General features: G+C 64.4%; 23 protein-coding genes. 4 read left to right on the top strand and 19 right to left on the bottom strand.

Annotated elements, in window-relative coordinates:
- Nucleotides 1-59: 59 nt before the first annotated feature.
- The 3 genes from FAS41_RS05050 to FAS41_RS05040 are packed head-to-tail and all read right to left on the bottom strand — an operon-like array spanning nt 60 to nt 2488.
- Entirely contained in the window at nt 60-401 is a 342-nt protein-coding gene (locus tag FAS41_RS05050; RefSeq protein ID WP_138520530.1) for an Hpt domain-containing protein, read from the bottom strand.
- 55 nt (nt 402-456) lie between these two features.
- On the bottom strand, nt 457-2154 hold the full coding sequence (locus FAS41_RS05045; protein WP_138520529.1) for a SpoIIE family protein phosphatase: 1698 nt from the start codon (nt 2152-2154) through the stop codon (nt 457-459).
- Nucleotides 2155-2182: 28 nt separating this feature from the next.
- Complete coding sequence (locus FAS41_RS05040) at nt 2183-2488, bottom strand: STAS domain-containing protein (protein ID WP_081519284.1); 306 nt, start codon at nt 2486-2488, stop codon at nt 2183-2185.
- Between the two features lie 248 nt (nt 2489-2736).
- Here FAS41_RS05040 and FAS41_RS05035 point away from each other — a divergent pair, with 248 nt between their 5' ends.
- The 3 genes from FAS41_RS05035 to FAS41_RS05025 all read left to right on the top strand — a co-directional run bounded on the left by FAS41_RS05035 (nt 2737) and on the right by FAS41_RS05025 (nt 5067).
- Nucleotides 2737-3453, top strand: coding sequence for a TorF family putative porin (locus tag FAS41_RS05035; protein WP_138520528.1), 717 nt, complete (start codon nt 2737-2739; stop codon nt 3451-3453).
- A gap of 143 nt (nt 3454-3596) precedes the next feature.
- The gene (locus FAS41_RS05030; RefSeq protein ID WP_138520527.1) at nt 3597-4400 is read left to right on the top strand and encodes a helix-turn-helix domain-containing protein; all 804 of its coding nucleotides are present in this window, start codon (nt 3597-3599) and stop codon (nt 4398-4400) included.
- A gap of 49 nt (nt 4401-4449) precedes the next feature.
- A complete protein-coding gene (locus tag FAS41_RS05025; protein ID WP_138520526.1) occupies nt 4450-5067 on the top strand; it encodes a LysE family translocator in 618 nt (205 codons plus the stop codon).
- Between the two features lie 7 nt (nt 5068-5074).
- On the opposite strand, the gene FAS41_RS05020 is transcribed toward FAS41_RS05025, so the two are convergent.
- The 16 genes from FAS41_RS05020 to FAS41_RS04945 form a co-directional block, all read right to left on the bottom strand.
- The gene (locus FAS41_RS05020) at nt 5075-5728 is read right to left on the bottom strand and encodes a DUF1345 domain-containing protein (protein ID WP_138520525.1); all 654 of its coding nucleotides are present in this window, start codon (nt 5726-5728) and stop codon (nt 5075-5077) included.
- Complete coding sequence (locus tag FAS41_RS05015; protein ID WP_138520524.1) at nt 5716-6552, bottom strand: aminoglycoside phosphotransferase family protein; 837 nt, start codon at nt 6550-6552, stop codon at nt 5716-5718. The genes FAS41_RS05020 and FAS41_RS05015 overlap by 13 nt, the downstream gene beginning before the upstream one ends.
- Before the next feature lie 52 nt (nt 6553-6604).
- Entirely contained in the window at nt 6605-7048 is a 444-nt protein-coding gene (gene fliJ / locus FAS41_RS05010; RefSeq protein ID WP_138520523.1) for a flagellar export protein FliJ, read from the bottom strand.
- 124 nt (nt 7049-7172) lie between these two features.
- The gene (gene fliI / locus FAS41_RS05005; RefSeq protein ID WP_138520522.1) at nt 7173-8528 is read right to left on the bottom strand and encodes a flagellar protein export ATPase FliI; all 1356 of its coding nucleotides are present in this window, start codon (nt 8526-8528) and stop codon (nt 7173-7175) included.
- On the bottom strand, nt 8518-9306 hold the full coding sequence (gene fliH, locus FAS41_RS05000; RefSeq protein ID WP_138520521.1) for a flagellar assembly protein FliH: 789 nt from the start codon (nt 9304-9306) through the stop codon (nt 8518-8520). The genes fliI and fliH overlap by 11 nt, the downstream gene beginning before the upstream one ends.
- A gap of 1 nt (nt 9307) precedes the next feature.
- A complete protein-coding gene (fliG, locus tag FAS41_RS04995) occupies nt 9308-10324 on the bottom strand; it encodes a flagellar motor switch protein FliG (RefSeq protein WP_138520520.1) in 1017 nt (338 codons plus the stop codon).
- The gene (gene fliF, locus FAS41_RS04990) at nt 10317-12110 is read right to left on the bottom strand and encodes a flagellar basal-body MS-ring/collar protein FliF (RefSeq protein WP_138520519.1); all 1794 of its coding nucleotides are present in this window, start codon (nt 12108-12110) and stop codon (nt 10317-10319) included. The genes fliG and fliF overlap by 8 nt, the downstream gene beginning before the upstream one ends.
- Nucleotides 12111-12129: 19 nt before the next feature.
- Nucleotides 12130-12459, bottom strand: coding sequence for a flagellar hook-basal body complex protein FliE (gene fliE / locus FAS41_RS04985; protein WP_138520518.1), 330 nt, complete (start codon nt 12457-12459; stop codon nt 12130-12132).
- 347 nt (nt 12460-12806) lie between these two features.
- On the bottom strand, nt 12807-14222 hold the full coding sequence (gene fleR / locus FAS41_RS04980) for a sigma-54-dependent response regulator transcription factor FleR (RefSeq protein WP_138520517.1): 1416 nt from the start codon (nt 14220-14222) through the stop codon (nt 12807-12809).
- Between the two features lie 5 nt (nt 14223-14227).
- Nucleotides 14228-15457, bottom strand: coding sequence for a sensor histidine kinase (locus FAS41_RS04975; protein WP_246084811.1), 1230 nt, complete (start codon nt 15455-15457; stop codon nt 14228-14230).
- 121 nt (nt 15458-15578) lie between these two features.
- A complete protein-coding gene (locus tag FAS41_RS04970) occupies nt 15579-17054 on the bottom strand; it encodes a sigma-54 dependent transcriptional regulator (protein WP_138520516.1) in 1476 nt (491 codons plus the stop codon).
- 269 nt (nt 17055-17323) lie between these two features.
- Entirely contained in the window at nt 17324-17620 is a 297-nt protein-coding gene (fliT, locus tag FAS41_RS04965) for a flagellar protein FliT (protein WP_138520515.1), read from the bottom strand.
- A 26-nt stretch (nt 17621-17646) separates the two neighbouring features.
- Nucleotides 17647-18027 (bottom strand): flagellar export chaperone FliS, encoded by a 381-nt coding sequence (fliS, locus tag FAS41_RS04960; RefSeq protein ID WP_138520514.1) that lies wholly within the window; start codon nt 18025-18027, stop codon nt 17647-17649.
- Nucleotides 18028-18169: 142 nt separating this feature from the next.
- Nucleotides 18170-19570: a flagellar filament capping protein FliD gene (gene fliD, locus FAS41_RS04955; protein ID WP_138520513.1), complete on the bottom strand. Its 1401-nt coding sequence runs from the start codon at nt 19568-19570 to the stop codon at nt 18170-18172.
- A gap of 114 nt (nt 19571-19684) precedes the next feature.
- A complete protein-coding gene (locus FAS41_RS04950; protein ID WP_138520512.1) occupies nt 19685-20026 on the bottom strand; it encodes a flagellar protein FlaG in 342 nt (113 codons plus the stop codon).
- 77 nt (nt 20027-20103) lie between these two features.
- On the bottom strand, nt 20104-21261 hold the full coding sequence (locus tag FAS41_RS04945; protein WP_138520511.1) for a flagellin N-terminal helical domain-containing protein: 1158 nt from the start codon (nt 21259-21261) through the stop codon (nt 20104-20106).
- 207 nt (nt 21262-21468) lie between these two features.
- On the opposite strand from FAS41_RS04945, the gene FAS41_RS04940 reads away from it, so the two are divergent.
- On the top strand, nt 21469-23106 hold the full coding sequence (locus tag FAS41_RS04940) for a tetratricopeptide repeat protein (protein ID WP_171049438.1): 1638 nt from the start codon (nt 21469-21471) through the stop codon (nt 23104-23106).
- Nucleotides 23107-23134: the final 28 nt, after the last annotated feature.

Genomic DNA, 23134 nt, shown 5'->3' with positions numbered 1-23134 from the left:
CTCCGTTGATGTGAATATCCAACACGGAGATAGCAAGGCGCGGGCCAACTCGAAAAAGCTCAGCGGCGGGCAGGCAGCAGCAGGGTACGGACGATGCCGAATTCGTGCTCGACCTTGCCGATCAGGCCCTGCGCGCTGGCCAGGTCGCTCTGCCGTGCGGCCTCCTCCAGGCGCTTGCACAGGCTGCTCAGTACCGAGGCGCCCATGTTGCCGCAGCTGCCCTTGAAGCTGTGCGCGGCATGTCGAAGGGCCGGCGCATCACTGGCGGCGAAGGCCTCGCGGATGCTGCGCAGGCGCTCCTCGGAGTCGCTGAGGAAGGTTTCCACCAGGAGCGGGTACTCGTCTTCCATGATCGACAGCAAATTGCTCAGCACGGCGCCATCGAGATGCGGCTCGGACATGGGGCACTCCCTGAAGGACGGCTCGCCACCCTTCAGGGAGACAAGAAGGCCTCGATTATGCCTGAGCCGACCAGAAGAACTCCACGGAGACGGTCTTGCCATCGGCCGACCACTGACAGCGATCAGACAATTGCCGGACCAGTGTCAGTCCGCGTCCGCAGAGGCTGCCGGCAACTTTCTGCGAAGCCAGTACCGCGCCCACGTCGAAACCGTCGCCGCTGTCCTCCACCCGCACCAGAAGGCGACCGCCATCGCCGTGGGGGGCCAGGTCGAGGTGGAAGCGCACGAAGCCGTCGCGCAGGGTGACCAGGCGCTTGCTGCGCTCCTGGTAATAGCGGGCGAAGCCGGCGGCATCGCACTTGAGCGAGGAATCCAGGCCCATGACGCCGTGCTCCAGGGCGTTGGAGTACAGCTCGGCGAGTACGGTGTAGAGCGCGCCGCCGCGCGGGCGCAGGTCGTGTACTTCCATCAGCAGCTGCAGCAGGAAGGGCAACGGGTTGAAGTTGCGCAGGGTCGGCGCGCGGAATTCGAAGCTGGCAGACCAGTCCAGCGGGCTGCTCAGGCCGTTGTCGGAGAACGCCAGCGGCGGGCGCTGCAGCGAGTCCTCGGGCACCAGCGCGATCTCCAGCATGCTGACGTCGTCCTGGGCCTCGCCACGGAAGCGCGCCAGGGCGGCCTGGATACCGTCGAACAGACGCGCCGGATTCAGCTCGCTGTCGTAGACCTCACGCAGACGCTGCTCGCCGAACATCTCGCCGGCCGCGTTGCGCGCCTCCAGCACGCCATCGGAGAAGAGGAACACGCTGTCGCCCTCCTCCATCGCATAGACCTCGCAATGGTCGCTGAAGGCCGAGGAATCGAGGATACCCAGCGGCAAATGCCGCGACACCAGGGGCACGATTTCGCGCGGCTGCCGGCGCAGCAGGTAGCCATTGGGCAAGCCGCCGTTCCACACCTCCACCAGGCCACGCTGGAAGCTCAGGTTTAGCACGGCGGCGCAACAGAACACGCCCACCGGGAGGATGCGCTTCAGCTTGGCGTTCATCTCCCGGAGGATGTCCGCCATCGGGTAACCCTTGGCAGTCATGCCATAGAACACCTCGGCCAGCGGCATGGCACCGATGGCCGCCGGCAAGCCGTGGCCGGTGAAGTCGCCGAGCAGCACGTGCATGCCGCCGGAAGGCTTGAATGCCGCCAGCAGCAGGTCGCCGTTGAACAGCGCGAAAGGCGATTGCAGGTAGCGGATGTTCGCCGCGTTCAGGCACCCCGAGTGCGCCACCTTGTCGAACACCGCCTTGGCCACCCGCTGCTCGTTGAGCAGGTGCTCGTTGTGCCGGGCGATCAGGTCACGCTGCTCCAGCACCATCCGCTGCAGGTGATGCAGGCGGCCCATGGCGCGGATCTTGGCTTCGAGGATGACGCGGTTGTAGGGCTTGGAGAGGAAATCATCGCCGCCCGCCTCCAGGCTCTGCACCAGCGCTTCGGGCTCGCTCAGCGAAGTGAGGAAGATGATCGGCACCAATTCCTCGCCCGCCTGCCGGCGAATCCGCCGCGCCGCTTCGAAGCCGTCCATCACCGGCATCAGCGCATCCATCAGCACCAGCTGCGGGCGCTCCTGGGCGAACAGCGCGAGCGCTTCCAGCCCGTTGGCGGCGGTGATCACGCGATGCCCCTGGCGGCTGACGATGGTCGACAGCAGCAGGCGATCGGCGGCGTTGTCGTCGGCGATCAGGACGGTGAGCAGTTCGGACATGGCCGTTGCCACTGCAGACGGCGCTGCGTCAGCTGATCTTGAACAGCTGCTCGAAGTTGGAGATGGACAGCACCTTGCGCACATCCGGGTTGCAATGCGCCAGGCTGATCTGCGCGCTCTCGCCGCCGGCGTGGTCGCGTAGCAGCAGGAGCATGCCCAGCGCCGAGCTGTCGAGGTAGGTGGCGCCTTTCAGATCCACCACATAACGCTTGGGCGTGGTCTCGACGCGCTCGTAGGCATTGCGGAATTCCTGGTGTGCGCCGAAATCGAAACGTCCCTGGACCACGATGGTGAGCTCCTGCCCGTCAGCGGAGGGAACGGAAGTGATGGCCATGGGATTCTCCTTATCGATCGATGGTCGCGCACGAGCTTGAAGATGTAGCAGCTAGCGATGACAGCGGCAACCTCGGCGAGCGATGGGAAACCGCCTCGCCAGACCGGTCGAACGGCATCCGGCAGGTCGATTAATGGACCGCCGGTCGCCACAGGCACGCGGAATGCCTTTACCCTTTTACGCGTGTGACGCAGGGCGAAGGTTCGCAAGAAACCTTGGAGGGGTCGCACCCGCAAGAAGGGGGGAGCATGTACAAGTCCATTCTCATCGCGGCCTGCGTGTTGTGCGCGGCGCCGCAAGCCGGTGCCCAGGTGATGCAGCGCGAGCTGGGCGATTTCGACCTCAAGTTCGCCAATTCGCCGACACGCAGCATGGCCCAGGGGCTGGTCCAGCCCGGCCAGGCCAACAGCGCCCAGGGTGGCCTCGACATCACCCACGACAGCGGCTGGTACGTCGGCAGCTGGACCTCGAACATCGAGCAGGAAAAGCCGCTGGAGATCGACAGCTATGCCGGTTTCAAGCACCCGCTGGGCGACGGCAAGCTGGGCTACGAAGTGGGTACCCTGCGCTACACCCGACCGGAACAACCCGACTACGACAGCCAGGCCCTGTACGGTGGCCTCTCGGTATTCGGCAGCCGTCTCGGAGCGGCCTACAGCGCCCAGGCCGGGCGCAGCACCACTACCTTGTTCACCGACCTTGGCGTGCAGCCTGACCTTGGCTTCGACGTGACCTTCAAGTATTCCACCTACAGCCTTGCCTCCCCGGTGAGCCTGGACAGCGGCGGCAGCGTCAGCGCATTCGGCGACTGGTCGGTGAACTTCAGTCGCCCCTGGAACGGCATCGACCTGAACTTCTCCTACAGCGGCAGCAGCCTCACCGGCGGCGACTGTAGCGCCTACTCCGGGCACAACGCCTATTGCGACTCGGCGTTCATGTTCAAGGCGTCGCGGCCATTCTTCTGAGCCGAGTGGCGCTTGCAGAAAGTCAATTTCATTCAAGAGCGCCGCTGCACGGCAGGCTAAGGTTGCAGTCACTTCTCCCGTGATCGGCAACTCCCGGCGCGGCCCCTTCACCCGAACGCGCCCATCACCCAGGTGACCCAGCGATGCTGCACCGTGTGAACTGCACCTCCGCCGCCCTGCCCGGCCTGCGCACGGTCGAGATACTCACCCAGCGCAGCTTCCCGCGTCACGCCCACGACGAATACGGTATCGGCGTGATGCTCGAGGGCGGACATCGTTCCTGGAGCGGACGCGGCGAGATCGAAGCGCGCCCCTGCGACATCATCACCGTCAGCCCCAACGAGCTGCACGACGGCATTCCCCTGCGGGGTGCTCCGCGACGCTGGTGGATGCTGTATGTCGAACCCGCGGTGATCGAGCGGTGGGCCGGCGGCGAGTTGGCCGGACGGGAGTTCTCCCTGCCGGCGCTGGCCGACCCGCCACTCGCCCAGCGTATCGCCCGCCTGTTGCAGCACCTGCCGGGAGCTGGCGCAGACGAAGTTGCCGAGGGCGTACTCGACCTGTTCGGCGAACTGCTCGACGAGCACACCGACACCAGCGTGGCAGCCCTGCCCAGTCGAGGCGTGGCGCGCATGCTCGAGCGGATTCACGACGACCCACGCAACGCCCCCGCGCTGGCGGAGCTGGCCAACATAGCCGGGCTGACACCTTACGCGGCGCTGCGTCGCTTCCGCCGCGAACTGGGCACCACGCCCCGCGCCTACCTCCTGCAGTACCGCGTGCGACAAGCGCACAAGGCCATTGGCGAAGGCCGCACGCTGGCCGATGCCGCCCAGCTCGCCGGCTTCGCCGACCAGTCGCACATGACCCGCGCCTTCGCCCGCCAACTCGGGCTGACGCCGGGGCAATGGCGCACCTCGCTCAGGCAGCGGCCACCGGCACGCTGAATTCGCCAGCGCCACGCCCTTTTCTCATCCACACAGGAAACCCACGGGAATGAACGCAGAATTCCTGCTGACGGCGCTCGTCGTCGTTTTGCTGCCCGGCACCGGCGTGCTCTACACCCTGGCCGTCGGCCTCGGCCTTGGCGCCCGCGCGGCCACTCTTGCGGCACTGGGCTGCACGCTGGGCATGCTGCCGCAACTGCTGCTCGCCACTTTCGGCCTGTCGGTGATCGTGCAGGCCAGCGCAGCCAGCTTCCAGATCATTCGGCTGCTGGGCACGGCCTATCTGTTGTTCGTCGCCTGGCAGGTGTTTCGCGGCAGCGGCGCGCTGGCGCTGGACTCGGCCAGCAGCCCGCGCAGCATCCCGCAACTGGTGGGCACCGGGCTCTGGCTGAACCTGCTCAACCCCAAGCTCGGGTTGTTCTTCCTGGCCTTCCTGCCGCAGTTCGTGCCAACCGGCAGCGAGAACGCCCGAGGGCTGTTCCTGATGCTGGGCCTGGTGTTCGCGCTGATGACCTTTATCGTCTTCATCGGCTACGGGCTGCTGGCGTCCTGGGTGCGCGAGCAAGTAATCGGGCGCCCGGCGGTGATGTCGCTGATCCGCTGGAGCTTCACCCTCGCCTTTGTCGTACTGGCGCTGCGGCTGGCTGTCGAGACGTTCCAGCCCTGATCACCCGCTAGCCGATCAGCCCCGCGCCCATGTTGATCGCCAGCCCCAGGATCGCGGTGTTGAACAGGAAACCGATCACCGAGTGCGCCAGTACCACCCTGCGCATCGAGCGTGAGGCAATCTCCACGTCGGAGGTCTGAACCGCCACGCTGAGGGTGAAGGAGAAGTAGAGGAAGTCCCAGTAGTCCGGGTTCTTTTCACCCTCGGGGAAGCGCAGCACCGGCTCCGCCGTATCGGCCGAGTAGAACTGGCGGGCGTAGTGCATGGTGAAGATGGTGCCAATGAGGAACCAGGAACCCAGCACCGTGCTGGCGGTAAAGGCGTAGCGAACGAACTGCTCGCGGCCATTGGAATGCCCTGCGATGGCCAACTCGACGACGATGGCAACCAGGCTCGCCACGGCTGCGACGGTGACCAGCACCAGCACCGCCTCGGCGTTCTCGTCCTCGATCTCCGCCAGGCGGCGCACTTCCGCTGGCGCCGCGCGCAGGGCCAGCCAGCCGATCAGCAGCACGTAGAGCCAGGCCATGCAGTTCCAGCCCAGTAGCACGCGAGTCATGGGCGCGAACCGGTAGCACGCCAGCGCCACCAATGCGCCGATGACGGCGGAGGTGATCAGGCGCGGATGCGCCTGCAACAGGGCTCGGTTCAAGCGCAGCATGCCATGCGGTCCAGCTCGGCGGCAGCCAGGTGCGCCACGCTCAGGTCACTCTCGGCGGCCATGCCGTCATCGAGGAACCAGGCGGCGGAGAGACCGGCGAATGCCAGCACCCACTCCAGCAGGCGACGGCGGTCGACGCGTGCGTGCTCGACGATCACGTCCAGCTGACGCAGGAAGCGCGCGCGCTCGCGGGAAGTGGGCAAGTCCGGATTGCACAGCAGGTTGGCATAGTCGAACAGGCGCTCACCCTGCAGACGCTTGGGGTCGATGGCGCGCCAACCGCGCTCGGCGAAATCCAGAATGTTGTCGTGGTGAACATCGCCATGCAGCACGCACTGGTCGTGCTCGCTGGCCAGCAGCGCCTCGGCGGTCTCCAGGCAGCGCGGGAACAGCTCGCCATAGCGCACGGCGGCAGGCGCGAGATCGCGGAACCACTCGCGCAGGCCGATCACCTCCGGCAGAGGTTTTTCCCGTGGCTGGTGCAGCTTGCGCACGACATCGCAGACGATGCGGCTGGCCTGATCGTCCTCGCCATGAAGCGCCATGTGCATCAGCGACCGTTCACCCTCGGCGCGCTCCATGAGGATGGTGTCACCGTCGTAGGCATAGACCAGCGCAGCGCCGTCGCCATCCCACCAGTCGAGTACCTTCGAGCCCAGGCGTTCATCGACGTCGAGGGCGCGCTTGAGCATGGCCGCCCGACCTTGCCAGCGAACCGGCAGCAGGTGGCTGCTCAGTGTGATGATCGGCTCGCCTTCGGCGCTGAGGCGCCACAGGGAGAAGACGCGCTGGAAATCCACAGGCACGGGAGTGGGAAGCGGCATGGAAAGGTTCCGGTCGGGATCTGACTGGAGCCTAGCACGGCCGCAGGCCGGATCAGTCGGCGGAAGGCTTCAGGCGCTGGGCGAATTCGTCGAGCTGCTTCTGCTCGTACTTGTCGGCAGCCATACGAGCTTCCTCGCGGTAGCGCTCCACCAGCTTGCGCAGCCCCTCAAGGCGAGCGTACTTCTCCTGCCAGATGACCCGTGCCTTGCCCACGTTGCCCTCGTGGAAGGCCACCGAGCGATTCTGCTGCTCGACGGCGCCCTCGAGCTGGGACAGGAAGCGCTGGTAATTGATCAGCCACTGGCCGCTGACACCCTGCTGGCCATTGGTGATCCATTGTTGCTGGTAGTCGAAGCGGTAGCGCTCCAGCTCGGCGAGCTTGCGCTGCGCCTGCTGCAACTGGCCCTGCATCTGGCCAAGCTGCCGCGCGGCCTCGCGCTCGGCCTTGAGCGCCATGTCCACCACCGGGGCGAGGCGTTCGGCGCGACGGTTCATACACTCTCCTCGCGATGCCGCGTGCGTAGGATGGGTGGAGCGCAGCGATACCCATGCTGCAACTCGCCGCGAACTGCCAGACGATGGGTATCGCAAGCTCCACCCATCCTACGGCCGAGCTTCATCACCCGGCCTTTCCGCTGACCACCGCGTCCAGCAGCAGGCGGCTGTCGTCGAGGTTCTGGCTCTCGTCCAGCGCCTGGCGGAGGAACTGGCGCATGATCGGGAAGCGCTGGATGGCCAGGTCGGTCTCCGGATCACCGCCGGCCACGTAGGCACCGACGCTGATCAGGTCGCGACTCTGCTGATAGCGCGACCACAGTTGCTTGAAGCGCTGGGCGTCGCGCAGGTGTTCGGGCGTGGTGACCTGCGGCATCACCCGGCTGATCGAGGCCTCGATGTCGATGGCCGGGTAATGGCCTTCCTCGGCCAGCCGACGCGACAGCACGAAGTGACCATCGAGCACACCCCGCGCGGCGTCGGCGATCGGGTCCTGCTGGTCGTCGCCTTCACTGAGCACGGTGTAGAACGCCGTGATGGAACCGCCACCCTTCTCGCCGTTGCCGGCACGCTCGACCAGGCGCGGCAGCTTGGCGAACACCGATGGTGGATACCCCTTGGTCGCCGGCGGCTCACCGATGGCCAGGGCGATCTCACGCTGGGCCTGGGCATAACGGGTCAGGGAATCCATCAGCAAGAGCACGTTCTTGCCTTTGTCACGGAAGTATTCAGCGATACGGGTGCAGTACTGCGCAGCGCGCAGACGCATCAGCGGCGCATCATCCGCTGGCGAGGCGACCACCACGGAGCGCTTCAGGCCCTCCTCGCCGAGAATGTGCTCGATGAACTCCTTCACTTCGCGGCCCCGCTCGCCGATCAGCCCGACCACGATGATGTCGGCCTTGGTGAACTTGGTCATCATGCCCAGCAACACGGATTTACCCACGCCGGTACCGGCGAACAGCCCCAGGCGCTGACCACGGCCGACGGTGAGCAGCGAGTTGATCGAGCGGATGCCGACATCCATCGGCTCGTGGATCGGGTCGCGCGCCAGCGGGTTGATGATCGGGCCGTCCATCGGCACCCAGTCTTCGGCGCGCATGCCGCCCTTGCCATCCAGAGCGCGGCCGACACCGTCGAGCACGCGGCCGAGCATCGACATGCCCATGGGCAGGCGACCGGAGTCGGGCAGCGGCACCACGCGGGCACCAGGGGCGATGCCAACGAGGCTGCCGACCGGCATCAGGTAGATCTTGCTGCCGGCGAAGCCCATGACTTCGGCTTCCACCTGCACCGGGTGGTAGCCGCCGTCGTTGATGACCTGGCAACGGCTGCCAACGGCGGCCTGCAGGCCTTCGGCCTCCAGTGTCAGGCCAACCATGCGCAGCAGGCGACCTTCCACCACCGGCTGGGCCGGCAGGCTCACGGCGTCGTTGTAACCCTGCAGGCGGCGGGCGAAGCTGACGCGATCAAGGCGCATCGGACTCGCCCTGGCCGACGCCGAAGTCCACGTGCAGGTCTGGCTCCAATGCATGGGTCGCCTGGTCGCGTTGCTGCTCGAAGAGCTGTTTCACGGCCTGGGCCAGGCGCGTCTCGACCGTGGCGTCGACACGCGAGTGTTCGGTCTCGATACGGCAGCCGCCGGGCAGCAGGCCGTCGTCCTCGATGATCTTCCAGCTTTCCTCGTGGCGATCGCGCAGGGCTTTCACCAGTTCGAAGTCCTGCGGGTTGACCTGGATGCGGATGTTGCTGGCGCCCATCGGCAGCAGCTTGAGCGCCTCGCGCAGGACCAGGCGGATCTGGCTGGAATCGGTGGCCAGCTCGCGCTGTACCACCTGGCGCACCACGTGGGTCACCAGGTTGAGCATGCCCTGTTCGAGCATCTGGTCCTGCTCGGCGATGGGGTCGAGCAAATGCGACATCAGGGTTTCGAGATTCTGCAGGCGCGGCTGCAGCGCCGCGTCAGCTTCCTGGCGCGCCTTGATCTGGCCGGCGTGGAAGCCGTCCTTCTCGCCAGTGGAGAAGCCCTCGTTGTAGGCCTCCTGGCGGATCGCCTCGAGTTCGTCGAGCGTCAGCGGCTTGACCTCTTCCTCCGGCACTTCCTCGATCTGCGGCTGTTCCGCGATCTCGGGTTCCGGTTCAGGCTCCGGCTCCGGAGCCGGCCGCGCCGGATCGAAGCTGGGCAACGACCAGCGGTCGAAACCCGCCACGTCGCGCGCGCGGATCAGCTCGCTGAGTTTGTCCTCGTCCTTGACCAACTTAGATCATCTCCTCGCCGCCCTTGCCACCCAGTACGATTTCGCCGGACTCGGCCATGCGCCGGGCAATGGTGAGGATTTCCTTCTGCGCACCTTCCACCTCGCTGACGCGTACCGGGCCCTTGGCCTCGAGGTCGTCGCGCAGCAGTTCGGCGGCACGCTTGGACATGTTGCGGAAAATCTTCTCGCGGATCGCCTCGTCCGAGCCCTTGAGGGCCAGCACCAGCACGTCCGAGGAAACCTCGCGCAGCAGCGCCTGGATGCCGCGGTCGTCGACGTCGGCGAGGTTGTCGAAGACGAACATCAGGTCTTCGATCTGGCCCGACAGGTCTTCGTCGACTTCGCGAATGGCGTCCATCAGCGAGCCTTCGACCGAGCTGTCGAGGTAGTTCATGATGTCCGCCGCGCGCTTCACGCCGCCCATGGTGGTGCGGGTGGAGTTGGCGTTGCCGGCGAACTGTTTCTCCAGGATCAGGTTGAGTTCCTTGAGCGCGGAGGGCTGCACGGTGTTCAGCGAGGACACGCGCAGGATGATGTCCAGGCGCACCTTGTGATCGAAGTGGCTGAGCACTTCACCGGCCTGGTCCGGGTCGAGGTAGGCGACCACGATGGCCTGGATCTGCGGGTGCTCGTAGCGGATCACGTCGGCCACGGCGCGCGGCTCCATCCACTTCAGGCTGTCCAGGCCGCTGGTGTTGCCGCCCAGCAGGATGCGGTCGATGAGGTTGTTCGCCTTGTCCTCGCCCAGGGCCTGGGTGAGCATCTTGCGGATGTAGCTGTCGGCGCCCACGCCCAGGCTGGTCTGGTCGCCGACGATCTCGACGAACTCGCCCATCACCTGCTCGACCTGCTCGCGATGCACGTTGCGCATCTGCGCCATGGCCACGCCGACCTTCTGCACTTCCTTCGGGCCCATGTGGCGCAGTACCTGCGCGGCATCGGTCTCACCCAGGGAGAGCAGGAGGATGGCAGCCTTGTCGACCTTGTTCAGTTTGGCGCTCATGCGGGCTTCACTCATCGGAATTGATCCAGTCCTTCACTACCTGGGCAACGCGCCCCGGGTCCTGGGCGACCAGTGTCTTGATCGCATTCAATTGTGCATCGTACCCCTCGGACGGGCTGGGCAGCAGGATGCTGGCCGGGCCACCGAGGCTCACACGGTCTTCGGACAACTCGCCCTCCAGACCGCCCAACTCGCCCAGGCCGCCTTCGCCTGCAGCGCCACCGGCCACCAGGGCCTTGCTCTTGTTGCCCGACAGGTTGTTCAGCACCGGCCGCAGTACACCCAGCACCAGCACCAGGATGAAGACGATGCCCAGCACCTGCTTGACCACGTCCCAGAACCAGGGCTGCGAGTAGAACGGCGGCGACGCAATGTCATCACCCAGCTCCGGAGCGAACGGCGCGTTGATCACGCTGACGCTGTCGCCACGGCTGGCGTCATAGCCTACCGCGTCCTGCACCAGGCGGGTGAAGCGGCCCAGTTCGTCGGCGGTCCAGGGCTGGTGGCTGACTTCACCGGTCTTCGGATCGGTGATCATGCGGTCATCCAGCACCACCGCGACGGAAAGCCGGCGCAGGCGCCCCTGCTGCTGCTTGGTGTAGCTCACCGAGCGATCCAGCTCGTAGTTGCGGGTGTTCTGCTGGCGCTTGTCGGTCGGGTACGGCGCCAGTTCCGGCTTGCCGGTCTTCGGGTCGATGATCGGCTGGCCGTTGGCGTCCTTGAGGGGTTGACCCGGGGCGACGAAATCCGCGCCGGCATTCTGACCGGTGGTCTGCGGCGAACTGGCCGGCCCCGGCGGCTGGTTCGACAGTGCACCCGGCACACCCTGCGGGCCGTTGCTGTTCTGACGCTCCTCGTTGTTGCTCTGCTCGCTGCGCAGGGCCGGCTGGTCCGGGTTGAACGACTCCGAGGTGGATTCCACCGCGCTGAAGTCGACGTCAGCAGACACCTCGGCCTTGTAGCGCCCGCTGCCCAGTACCGGCGCGAGGATGCTGTGCACGCGCTGGGTGAAGTTGGTTTCCATGCGACGGGTGAAATCGAACTGCTTCCCGGCCATGGTCAGCTCGGAGAGCTCCTGCTGGTCGGACAGCAGGTTGCCTTTCTGGTCGACCACGGTGACCTGGCCCTTGTCCAGCTCCGGCACGCTGGTGGCGACCAGGTTGACGATGGCCAGCACCTGGCTCGGCTCCAGGGTGCGGCCCGGGTACAGCTCGACCAGCACCGAGGCGCTGGGCTTGCGGTCGTCACGGACGAATACCGAGCTTTTCGGGATCGCCAGGTGCACGCGGGCGCCCTTGACGTTGTTCAGGCTGGAGACGGTACGCGCCAGCTCGCCTTCCAGGCCGCGACGGTAGTTGGTCGCTTCCATGAACTGGCTGGTGCCCAGCGCCTGTTCCTTGTCGAGGATCTCGAAGCCGACGTTGCTGTCGGTCGGTGCCAGGCCGGCACCGGCGACTTTCATGCGCGCACGGCCCAGGTCATCGGCCTTCACCAGCAGCGCGCCGGAGTTGGGCTCGATCTTGTAGCCGATGTCGGCAGCGGACAATGCCTCGACCACCTTGTTGGCATCGACGCCGTTCAGGCTGCCGTACAGCGGCTTGTAGTCAGGCTGCTGCGACCACAGGACCATGCCGAAACCGATGGCGATGCTCGCGGCAAGGCCGACCAGCAGGCCAACCTGGCGCAGCACCGGCATGTCCGCGAGGTTCTCGAGGAAAGTCAGGCCGAGCAGCGGCTTTTTCGGCGCGTCGGCGCCGACCTTGGCCGGAACCTGACTGTCAACAACGGAGGCTTGGGACATTACCTACGATCCTCGCCGCTCAAACCGGCATCTGCATGATGTCCTGGTACGCCTGGACAAGCTTGTTGCGTACCTGGGTCATGGCCTGGAAAGAAACACTGGCCTTCTGGGAAGCGATCATCACGTCGGTGAGATCGACGCCCTTCTGCCCCATCTCGAAGGCAGAGGACAGGTCGGAGGCGGCCTGCTGGGTACCGTTCACTTTTTCCACCGCCTGCCCGAGCATCTGCGAGAAGCTTGGCGCCCCCGGCTCAGCCGGTGCGGCCTGCGTCTTCGCCTTGGCCATGGCCTCCATTTGCATGGAGCGCATTTCCAGCAGCAGACGATTGAACTCGATACCCTGACTCATCACTTACCCCTCCGACTGGCCGCGGTTTTTTGACACTACGCGGCGCTTTGCAGAGGGGATTGCAACTTGGGTGCCAGCTTTTTCAGACGTAGGAAAAATGCGGAGGAAGGCTCTGGGCCGGACCTTTCAAGCAGAGGGAAAGACGGGCCTCAGCTCAGCACTTGCGCCTTGGCCCCGGCTCTTCCTGTAGGAGCGAGCTTGCTCGCGAACAAGACCAACCGACGGCATCAGCGCTAAGCGGTTCGCGAGCAAGCTCGCGCCTACAAACAGCCCCTCGGTCTGTGCCTGGAGACCGTCAAGAAAAGGCCCGCACGAATGCGGGCCAAGAGGGGGTACTTTTTTGCCGGTCAGCTGGCGTAGAGGTAAGCCTCCACATCCATGCCCGCATCGCGCATCTGCGCGAGCTTGTAACGCAGGGTGCGCGGGCTGATGCCCAGTCGTTCGGCGGCCTCCTTGCGGCGGCCGCGCTCGCTGCGCAGGGTATCGATGATCATCTGGAACTCGCGGCGCTTGAGGTCTTCCCCCAGTTGGCCGGGTTCGGTGGAAGCCGGCGACGGAATTTCGACGCTGGTCGGAATCGACGGAGCGACGGGCGCCGGGACCGCCGCCAGCACCGGGCGCGGAGCCAGGCCGATGGGCGCGGTCAGGCACAGGTCGGCGGCCTGCACCTGGCCACCCTGCTGCAGGATCAGCGAACGCTGGATGGCGTTGTCCAGTTCACGCACGTTGCCCGGCCAAGGGTGCGCCAGCAAAGCGGCGCGGGCGTCGTCGGCCAGGGTCACCGGCGCATGGTTCATCTTGCGGGCGTACTTGGCCAGCAAGCGCTCCGCCAGCGGCAGAATATCGGCGGGACGCTCGCGCAGCGGGCGCCAGGCCAGCGGGAACACCGACAGGCGATAGTAGAGATCCTCGCGGAAACGCCCGGCAGCCACTTCGCCCAGCAGGTCTCGGTTGGTGGTGGCGAGCACGCGGATATCGAGGCTGATCGGCTTGCGCGCGCCGACGCGCTCCACTTCCCGCTCCTGCAGCACGCGCAGCAGCTTGGCCTGCAGGGCCAGCGGCATCTCGGAGATTTCGTCGAGCAGAATGGTGCCGCCGTCGGCCAGTTCAAACTTGCCCGGCTGGGCGGCAATGGCACCGGTGAAAGCGCCCTTCTCGTGGCCGAACAGGGTGGCCTCGAGCATGTTGTCCGGGATCGCCGCACAGTTGATCGCAACGAAGGGCTTGTCGACACGCGGCGACTGCTGGTGGATGTACTGGGCCAGCACTTCCTTACCGGTACCGGACTCACCAGAAATCAGCACGGTGGAATCGCTGCGCGCGACACGAGCAGCCAGCTCCAGCAATTGCTGGCTGGCCGGTTCCAGGGCTACCGGACCTTCGCCGACGCTGGCGGACACAGCGCCCAGCGCATGGCGGGCCACCAGTTCCAGCAGCGCACGCGGCTCGAACGGCTTGACCAGGTAATCGGCTGCCCCCTGGCGCATGGCATCCACGGCGCGGTCGACGGCGCCGTAGGCAGTCATCAGCAGCACCGGCAGTTGTGGGTAGCGCTTGCGGATCAGGCCGAGCAACTGGTGCCCGTCCATGCCCGGCATGTTCACGTCGCTGATCACCAGGCTGAAGCTGTCCTTCTCCAGCGCCGGCAGTGCAGCCTCGGCGCAATCGACGGCGATGAAGTCATGCCCGCCGAGGGACAGGGTGTCGGAGAGAGCTTCACGAAGGGCGCGGTCGTCTTCGACCAGCAGGACTTTGGCGGCCATGGATATCACTCCTCGTGGACGACGGGTTGAGCCAGGATCAGAGGCAGGATCAGGGTGGCGCAGGTACCGACACCGGGGCGCGAGCGCAGAAGCAGTTCGCCCTGGTGGGCCTTGGCGACGGCTTTCACTACGGCTAGGCCAAGGCCGGTGCCGGTGGTCTTGGTGGTAAAGAAAGGCTCGCCCAGGCGCGCCAGGGTTTCGGCGCTCATGCCCGGGCCGTTGTCGCTGATGGACAGGCGCAGGCTGTTATCGCGCTGGTACAGGTGCACCTTCAGGCGCACATCGCGGCCGGCGGCCTGGATGGCGTTCTCCACCAGGTTGAGCACGGTGCCGACCAGGGTGTCGCGGTTGCACAGCAGCTCGCCAACGCGAGCGTCGCACTGCCAGCGCAGATTCAGGCCGACGACATGGGATTCGGCGGCGGCGCGCAGGCTGGCGAACAGTTGATTCGGCGCGATGCGATCCGGCAGCGGCAACTCACCGCGGGCGAACACCAGCATGTCGCGCACCTGGCTTTCCAGCTCATGCAGGCGCTCCTTGATGCGCCCGGCGAAGCGTTGCTGCTGCTCGACCGGCAACTCGCCCTCGCTGAGGTGGCCCGCATAAAGCATGGCGGCGGACAGCGGGGTGCGAATCTGATGAGCCAGCGAGGCAACCATGCGCCCCAAGGCAGACAGACGCTCGTGGCGAGCCAGTTGGTCCTGCAGGCGACGGGTTTCCGTCAGGTCATTGAGCAGGATGAGTTGACCGGGCTCGCCATTCAGCGGGCGGATGGCGATGGACACGCGGCGTCCGTCGCGCAGGGAAACTTCGTGGCCGTCATCGGCACGCGGGGCGAAGCTGCGGGCAATGACTTCACGCCAGAGCATGCCCACCAGCGGCTTGCCCAGTAGCGCGACCGCCACCGGATTGGCGTCGCGCACCACGCCCTGGCCGTCGATCATGATGACGCCGCCGGGCAGCACATCGAGCAGGCTCTGCAGGCGGTTGGCCTGACGCTCCTTCTCCGCCAGCTCCTGCATGCGCTGCGCGCTGACCAGGGCCAGTTCGCCCTTCAGCTCGGTGACGCGGGCTTCCAGGAGGCTGTAGGACTGGTTGAGCTGGCTGGACATCTGGCTGAACAGTTCGAAAGTCTGCTCCAGATGGGCACGGCTCTGCTGCTCCACCGGCACCGGCAGCGGTTCCGCTGGCAGCTGGGAAGCAAGTTCAGTCTGGCGATTGGTGGCGTGCATCATGCGGGTTTCCTCATCCGTCCGACGGCGTGAATCTGTCGGTCGGATGAGTCTTAGCAAACCCCGTGCCTAAAATTTACTCGTTATATTTCAATGGCTTGAAAAAACGAGCAAGGCGAAGGCGTCAATCCTCCGCCATTTCCTCTTCGCGACGGCTCATGCCGTACTTGCGCATTTTCTCCACCAGGGTGGTGCGGCGGATGCGCAGGCGTTCGGCGGCACGGGCGACCACGCCACTGGCGTCGTCCAGCGCCTGCTGGATCAGGCCCTGCTCGAGGTTGGCGAGGTAGTCCTTCAGGTCGATGCCCTCGGCCGGCAGCATCGCCGGCGAGTCGAGGCCCGGCAGGCCGGCAGTGATCGCCGCGCGCTCCTCCAGCTCCTCGCGCAGGCTGGTCGCCAGCTGCTCGTCCTCGTCGTCGACATGACGGAATTTCTTCGGCAGCTCGCCCACGCCGATCACGCCATAGGGATGCATGATCGCCAGGCGCTCGACGAGGTTCGCCAGCTCCCGCACGTTGCCCGGCCAGTCGTGGCGGCAGAGCGACATGATGGCGGCGGAGTTGAAGCGGATCGAACCACGCTTCTCGTGCTCCATGCGCGAGATGAGCTCGTTCATCAGCAGCGGGATGTCCTCGACGCGCTCACGCAGCGGGGCCATCTCGATGGGGAAGACGTTGAGGCGGTAGTACAGGTCTTCACGGAAGCTGCCGTCCTCGATCATCTTTTCGAGGTTCTTGTGGGTCGCGGCGATGATGCGCACGTCCACGTTCTGCGTCTTGTTGCTGCCCACGCGCTCGAAGGTGCGCTCCTGCAACACACGCAGCAGCTTGACCTGCATCGGCAGCGGCATGTCGCCGATTTCGTCGAGGAACAGCGTGCCGCCGTTGGCCAGCTCGAAGCGGCCAGCGCGAGTGGTGATAGCGCCGGTAAAGGCACCCTTCTCATGGCCGAACAATTCGCTTTCCAGCAGCTCCGCCGGAATCGCGCCGCAGTTGACCGGCACGAAGGGCGCGTCGCGGCGCTTGGAATGGTAGTGCAGGTTACGTGCGACCACTTCCTTGCCGGTGCCGGATTCGCCGAGGATCAGCACGCTGGCGTCGGTGTCGGCGACCTGCTGCATCATCTGCCGCACGTTCTGGATGGCGCGGCTGGTGCCCACCAGACTGCGGAACAGGTTCGGCTCGCGCTGGCGGCCACGCTCGCGGGCCTGGTCGTACATCTCGCGGTAGACCTGGGCGCGGTGCAGGGAATCGAGCAGCTTGTTGTAACTGGGCGGCATCTCGAGGCTGGCCAGCACGCGGCGGCGCAGTTCCTCAGGCCACTCGTTGGGCACCGGCTCGCCCATCAGCAGCACCGGCAGGTACTCGTCCCAGGCCGCGAGCTGCTTGAGCAGCTCCAGCGCCCCGCCCTTGCTCTCCACCGCGCCTACCAGCACGCAGAGCACGTCGCGGCTGCCGTTGGGCAGCGGGTCGACGATCTGGCGCCAGTCACGGCTGCTGCAGGACAGTTGGTCTTCACCCAGGAAGCTGATGATCACCGAGAGGTCCCGGCAACGGTCCTGGTTGTCATCGATCACGAGGATTTTCGTTTCGCGCCACATCTTAGCTTGTCATCCCGGGCTTGAAGGCCGTACTACGGCGGCTGACACGACCTGGCCACAGCACAATTTCCTCGTGCTAGCCAGCATTTGGCCACTAGTTAAGTCAAAATTGTGGCTCGAGTCAAATTTATGGCGTGTTTTTTTTGGTGCGGCCCGACGAAGGGTGTTGATCCCTGTCATGGCAATTGAAATGGAGCGTAGTTCGAAGCGGAGGCGGCGGCCACCGGCACTTTGCCGATCACCGCCGAAAGAGAGCCAATCCGGATGGATCAGCCGAACATCTGGTAAACCTTGGCGCCCTGGTGCGAACGGTTGACGCGGACGATCTCGGTGGCCACTTCCTCGCGCTGCCGGGTGACCGCCTGAACCAGATCGCGGTACAGCACCAGCAGACCCTCGAGGCTGCGCTTGAGGTCGCTGTCATCGTCCATCGGCTCGACCATCGCGGCATCGACGTGCTCGCGACACTGGAGGTCAAGCTGTGCGACGGCTTCCCAGTCGCCCTGGGCCAGCGCCGCACCAAGAGCAAGGCGGGTCTGTTCGATCTGCTGGACGGCGAGCGTCATGTTCGGTATCTCCTGGCGAGCTGCGATCAATGCGGAATCGCGTCCCAGCCTTCCTTGATGGTACGCAGCAGGCCCGACACCTCGTCGAGGACTTCCAGGTCGTTGCTGCGGTTGGCGTCGCCCAGGCGACGGCTCATGTAGTCGTACAGGTTGGCATAGTTTTCGGCCAGCTCACCACCGGCTTCGAAATTCAGCGCTTCGCGCAGACCGGCGATAATCCCGGTGGCCTTGCCGATCAGCATGCCCTTCTGGGCGAACTGCTCGCGCTCCATGGAGCCGCGGGCCTGAGCGATGCGGCTGAGGCCGCCCTCCATCAGCATCTGGATCAGGCGATGGGGAGACGCGTCGTGCACTTGCGACTGGTTGTTCACGTTCTGGTATTGGCGCAGCGCTGCCGAAGCGTTCATCTCTTTCCCCTTGATTCGCTGAACGATCAAATCGTTGATATTCAAAGTATCGGCGAGGACGGGAAAAGCTTTAGGCAAAAATCTGCACGGGCGTACTGCCGTGCAACGGCGCCGCAGAGCGGCGCAGTGCGCGGCTCAGGGATCAGCTATCGGAGCTACTGGTCTTGTTCAACGCGTTCAGCGTGGTGAGTACGCTGGACTTGGTGGCATTGAGCTGGGCGACCAGGGTGTCCATGGCGGTGTACTTGGCCATGAGCGTCTCGGTCAGCTTGGTCATGCGGTTATCCAGCTTGGTGGACTGGTCGGCCAGGTCGCTCAGGGTGTCGTTCAGTGCGGCCTTCCGCTGATCGAGCAGGCCATTGGACTTGGTGTAGACGTCCATACTGCTGCTCATACGATTGAGCAGGCCGCCGTCACCGGTGAAGAACCCCTGCACCGAAGCAAAGTTTTTCTCCAGCGCCTTGTCGAGCTTGGTGTCATCGACTTCCAGGGTACCGTCAGTCTTGGTAGAGATACCCAGTTGGGACAGCAGCTTGATGCTGCCACCATCAGCCGACGACCCGACCAGTTGGGTGCGCAAGGTGTTGAGCAGGTTGCGAGTCATCGAGTCACTGGCCAGCGAGGCGGCCGTGGTGGTCGGGTTACCGCTGGAGTCGGTGGTATTGGTGACCTTGGTCAGCGAGTTAACGCTGGTGATCAACGCGTTGTACGCCGAGACGAAGGACTGGATGGAAGTCTTCAGGCCGTCGGTGTTGGTGTCCACAGTGACGGTCGACTTGCCCGTGGCCACCAGGTTGAGCTCCACGCCGCTGATGGCACTGGAGATCTTGTTCACCGAACTGCTCATTTCCAGGCCGTCGATGGTGTACTTGGCATTCGCCGCGGGAGCACTGACATAGCCGCCGGCGGTGGCCGAAGCCTTGGTGCCGGCGCCGTCGATCTTGAGCACATCGAGGCTCGAATCGCCGCTGGTGGATACGCTGATATCGCTGCCTGCACCGGTGACACTGGAACCCAAGACCAGACGCGGGCCGCTGGCATCAGTGATGATGTTGGCGGTGAGGCCCTGGTCCTTGAGCTGGGTGTTGATGCTGTCGCGGATGTCAGACAGGCTCGCCCCCGCCTTGACGGTGACATTGTAGGTGCTGCTGCCCTGAGTGATGGTCAGCTTGCCGGCGCCGAAGGTGGCCGACTTGTCGATGTACTGGGTAGCGACCTTGGAGCTGGTGGCCAGGCTTTCCACATCGATGGCATAGGTACCGGCGGCAGCGCCGGTGCCCAGGGTGGCGGTCAGCGCATCAGTGTTCGACGACTTCACCGCCAGGCCGGCGAAGGAGTTGGCGTCGTTGAGCTTGCCCATGGCCGTCTGGAACGTATCCAGGGCACTCTGCAGCGAGCCGATACCGGACAGCGTGGTATTGGTCGCGGTCTTCTGGGTGGCGATCTGGTTCGATTTCGGCGCTTTTTGCGCATTCACCAAAGCAGTCACGATGGAGTCGATGTCGTATCCCGACCCTACGCCATTGATTGAAGTCCCGGCCATTTGCCTACCCTCCTGTCCAAATTTCTGGCGGTATTCTGATTGCCGCCTGCGTCTTGTGACGCTTCATTCAAGAATCGCGCCAGAGCTCTCGAATTCTCTGACTCTCAACCGAGATCAGGCGCGTTCACTGAACAGCAGATTACCCGCTTCCTTCAGGCTTTCTGCCAACTTGAGCGCAACTTCCGAAGGAATCTGCCGTATGACCTCGCCAGTATCGGAGGCCACGACCTTCACGACGGTTTCGCCGCTGGCGTCGTCCACCGAGAACTCGAGGTTGCGCTGTACCGACTGGGCCTGCTCACGCAACTTGCTGACGGCTTCGTTCAGACTGCGCGTCTTGTTGCTGGCCGACGATTCCTTGGCGCTTTGCGGCAAGCTGTTGCCGCTGGCCGGCTTGCTGCCTGCGGCGGCATTGTCGGCCGGGCGCGGGCTGTTGATTCCGAGGCTGGTATCCATCAGGTATTACCCTCCACACGCAAAGCAAGGAAGGGCGCTGGGCGCCCTTCCTTCCGTTTATTGCCTTTCGGCGTCCCTTACTGGAGCAGCTTCAGGACAGCGGAGGGCAACTGGTTGGCCTGGGCCAGTACCGCGGTGGCGGCCTGTTGCAGGGTCTGCTGCTTGGTCATCTCCGCGGTTTCAGCGGCGAAGTCCACGTCCTGGATGGTGCTGCGTGCAGCGGTGGCGTTCTCGGACACGTTCTGCAGGTTCGAGATGGTGCTGTCCAGACGGTTCTGGATGGCACCCAGCGCGGAACGCTGAGTGTCGATCTGCTTCAGGGCGGCGTCGATCACCTGGGTGGCCGACTGGGCGCCTTTGGCACTGGTGATGTCCAGTTGCTGTACGGTGAACGCAGAGCTGGTGGCGGTAGCGGCCGAGCCCGCACCGGCACTCACCAGACCGGCACTGGCAACCACACCGGCGTTGAAGTCGGAGCTGGAGGTCAGGGTGATGACCGGGGTAGCACCGGCGCTGGCTGCACTGTTGACCGCAGCGACGCCGCTGACGTTGGTGTTGATCGCGCCAACGATGTCGTTGACCGTAGCGCCCTTCTCGTAGGACACGGCAGTGCCGTTGATGGCGATGGTGCCGGCGGTGGAAGCCAGGCCAGCGCTGTCGAAGGTGATACCGGTCAGGTTGGCCGAGGCCAGCTGCGAGGAACCTTTCAGCGCGGTGGCGCTCATGTCGCTCAAGGTGAAGCTGACGGTTTCGTTGGCGTTGGCGCCGACCTGGAAGGTCAGGGTGCCGTTGGTGCCGGCGCTGCCGTCGAGCAGTTTGATACCGGAGGTGCCGCCACCAAAGGTGGTGGTCTTGGAGATACGGGTCAGTTCAGCGGTCAGCGACTTGAACTCCTGGTTCAGGGAAGTCTGGTCTTCGCTGCTGTTGGAGCCGTTGGCGGACTGCAGGGACAGTTCACGCATACGCTGCAGGATGTTAGTGGACTCCTGCAGGGCGCCTTCGGCGGCCTGGGCGATGGAGTTGGCATCCTGGGCGTTCTTGACGGCCACGTTCAGGCCGTTGACCTGGCTGGTCAGACGGTTGGAGATCTGCGAGCCGGCGGCGTCGTCCTTGGCGCTGTTGATACGCAGGCCGGTGGACAGACGGGTCATCGAAGTATTCAGGTTGTTGGCGGCCTTGGTCAGGTTCTTTTGAACCGACAGCGAGGCGATGTTGGTGTTGACGGTAAGAGCCATGACGAATTCCTCGTATTAGGGCTGAGTGGCCTCCCTGCCGCGATTTGTTTCGAAATGGCGTGGAGAACCTTCGTTAGGGTTATCGTCCCAAGTCGGAAGGGCTTTAATTTTTTTTCGAAGAATTTTCAGGAACACCTTTTCTTCCTGCTGGCCCCAATCTTGCTGTACCCACGCAAAGCGCCAAACTGCCGCCACATGGAACCGCTCATGTCTGAACAAAACGATCGAGCTGAAATACAACGCATCGCCCATGCTCTCCAGCAAGCAGAACTTGCCGATGACATGCTTGGCCAGGTGCAATTGTACGAACGCCTGGCAGCCATCACGCCTCAGGTAGCTCTGATTCATGCCAAGCTCGGCCACCTCCACTTGCGCCTGAAACAACCGCAGGCCGCCCGCGCCCATATAGAAAAGGCACTCTCGATGCCAGGCGATGACAAGGTGGACGCTGAAATTTTCGATCGCATGGCTGAGGCAACCGAGTTCAGCGATCAGCTTGCGCAGGCACGCACCTGGTACCAGCAGCGGCCGAACCTCTGGCGCTTCAAGCTGTACATCAATGCGCTGCAATCCGCACAGCAGAATGAGGAAGCCGAGAAGCTACTGCTGGAGACTCTGCAAGGCAAACTCGATGCCAGCCAGCAAACCTGGATTCTCTGCGCGCTGTCCAAGCTCTACTTCGACACTGGCCGTTACCATGACTGCATTGCCTGCTGCCAGCTAGGCCTGGAAGCTTCACCGGACGACGTACGCCTGCACTTCAACATGGCCACAGCGCTGGAGCAGGTAGCGCGATATGAAGACGCCTTCCGGCACTACCAGGTGGTCCTGGACAAGGACCCTCAGCACGTGGGCACCCACAATAATCTCGGCCTGCTGATGCTGCGCCTGAAGGAGTTCGAGGCAGGCTGGCCACATTACGAGTGGCGCTGGCCCGCCAGCCAGCAGAACCAGCAGCAGGTATTCAACATTCCCCAGTGGCAAGGCGAGCCGCTGCAAGGTAAGTCGCTACTGGTGTGGGCTGAGCAAGGCATCGGGGACCACATCATGTTCGCCAGCATGCTGCCCAGCCTTCTGGCGCTGGGTGGCAGGATCTGTTTCGAGAGCTACGCAAGACTCGACCCCATCCTCAATCGCAGTTTCCCGCAGGTCGAGTTCATCCGCCGCGAGCAGTCCGGCACGGTGAACGACGGGGTGCAGATGCTGTATCGGCAGAACTGGCCGCGCTGCGACTTCCATATCCCGATGGGCAGCCTGGGCCGCTGGCTTCGCCCGGACCTGCCTTCCTTCGCGAGCCCGTCAGGCTATCTGAAGGCCGATCAGGCCGGTGCTCAAGCCAAGCGTGAAGAGTACAGCAAGCTTTTCCCTGGCAAACGCCTAATCGGCCTCTCCTGGCGTGGCGGCACCAACGTGTCCAACGACATGCAGAGCCGCCGCATCACGATGTCCGAACTGGCCCGTCTATCCAGTCTGCCGGGCGTGCAGTTCATCAACCTGCAGTATGGCGACACTCTGCTGGAACGCTACGAGGCACAGATCCTGGGCCTCAATATCCACCACGATCCAAGCGTGGATCCGCTGACCAGCATGGACGCTCAGGCCAATCAGCTGGCTGCACTGGACACAGTGCTGAGCATCGACAACACGACTGTACATCTGGCCGGCGCCTTGGGCATCCCGACCTATGTACTGCTTCAACTTAACCCCAACTGGCGTTGGGCTCTGAATGACAGCCAGAGCTATTGGTACCCATCGGTCCATCTCGTGCGCAACCTGGAGATCGGCAGGTGGGGCAACGTTCTGGACAAGGCCGTCACCGCGATGCGCGACAACGGCCATCTCTGATCTGACTGCAGGACAAAAACATGAAGTG

Origin of the sequence: Pseudomonas nicosulfuronedens, assembly GCF_005877905.1 — a bacterium.
GTDB lineage: Bacteria > Pseudomonadota > Gammaproteobacteria > Pseudomonadales > Pseudomonadaceae > Pseudomonas > Pseudomonas nicosulfuronedens.
This window is presented reverse-complemented; position numbering and strand designations above follow the sequence as displayed.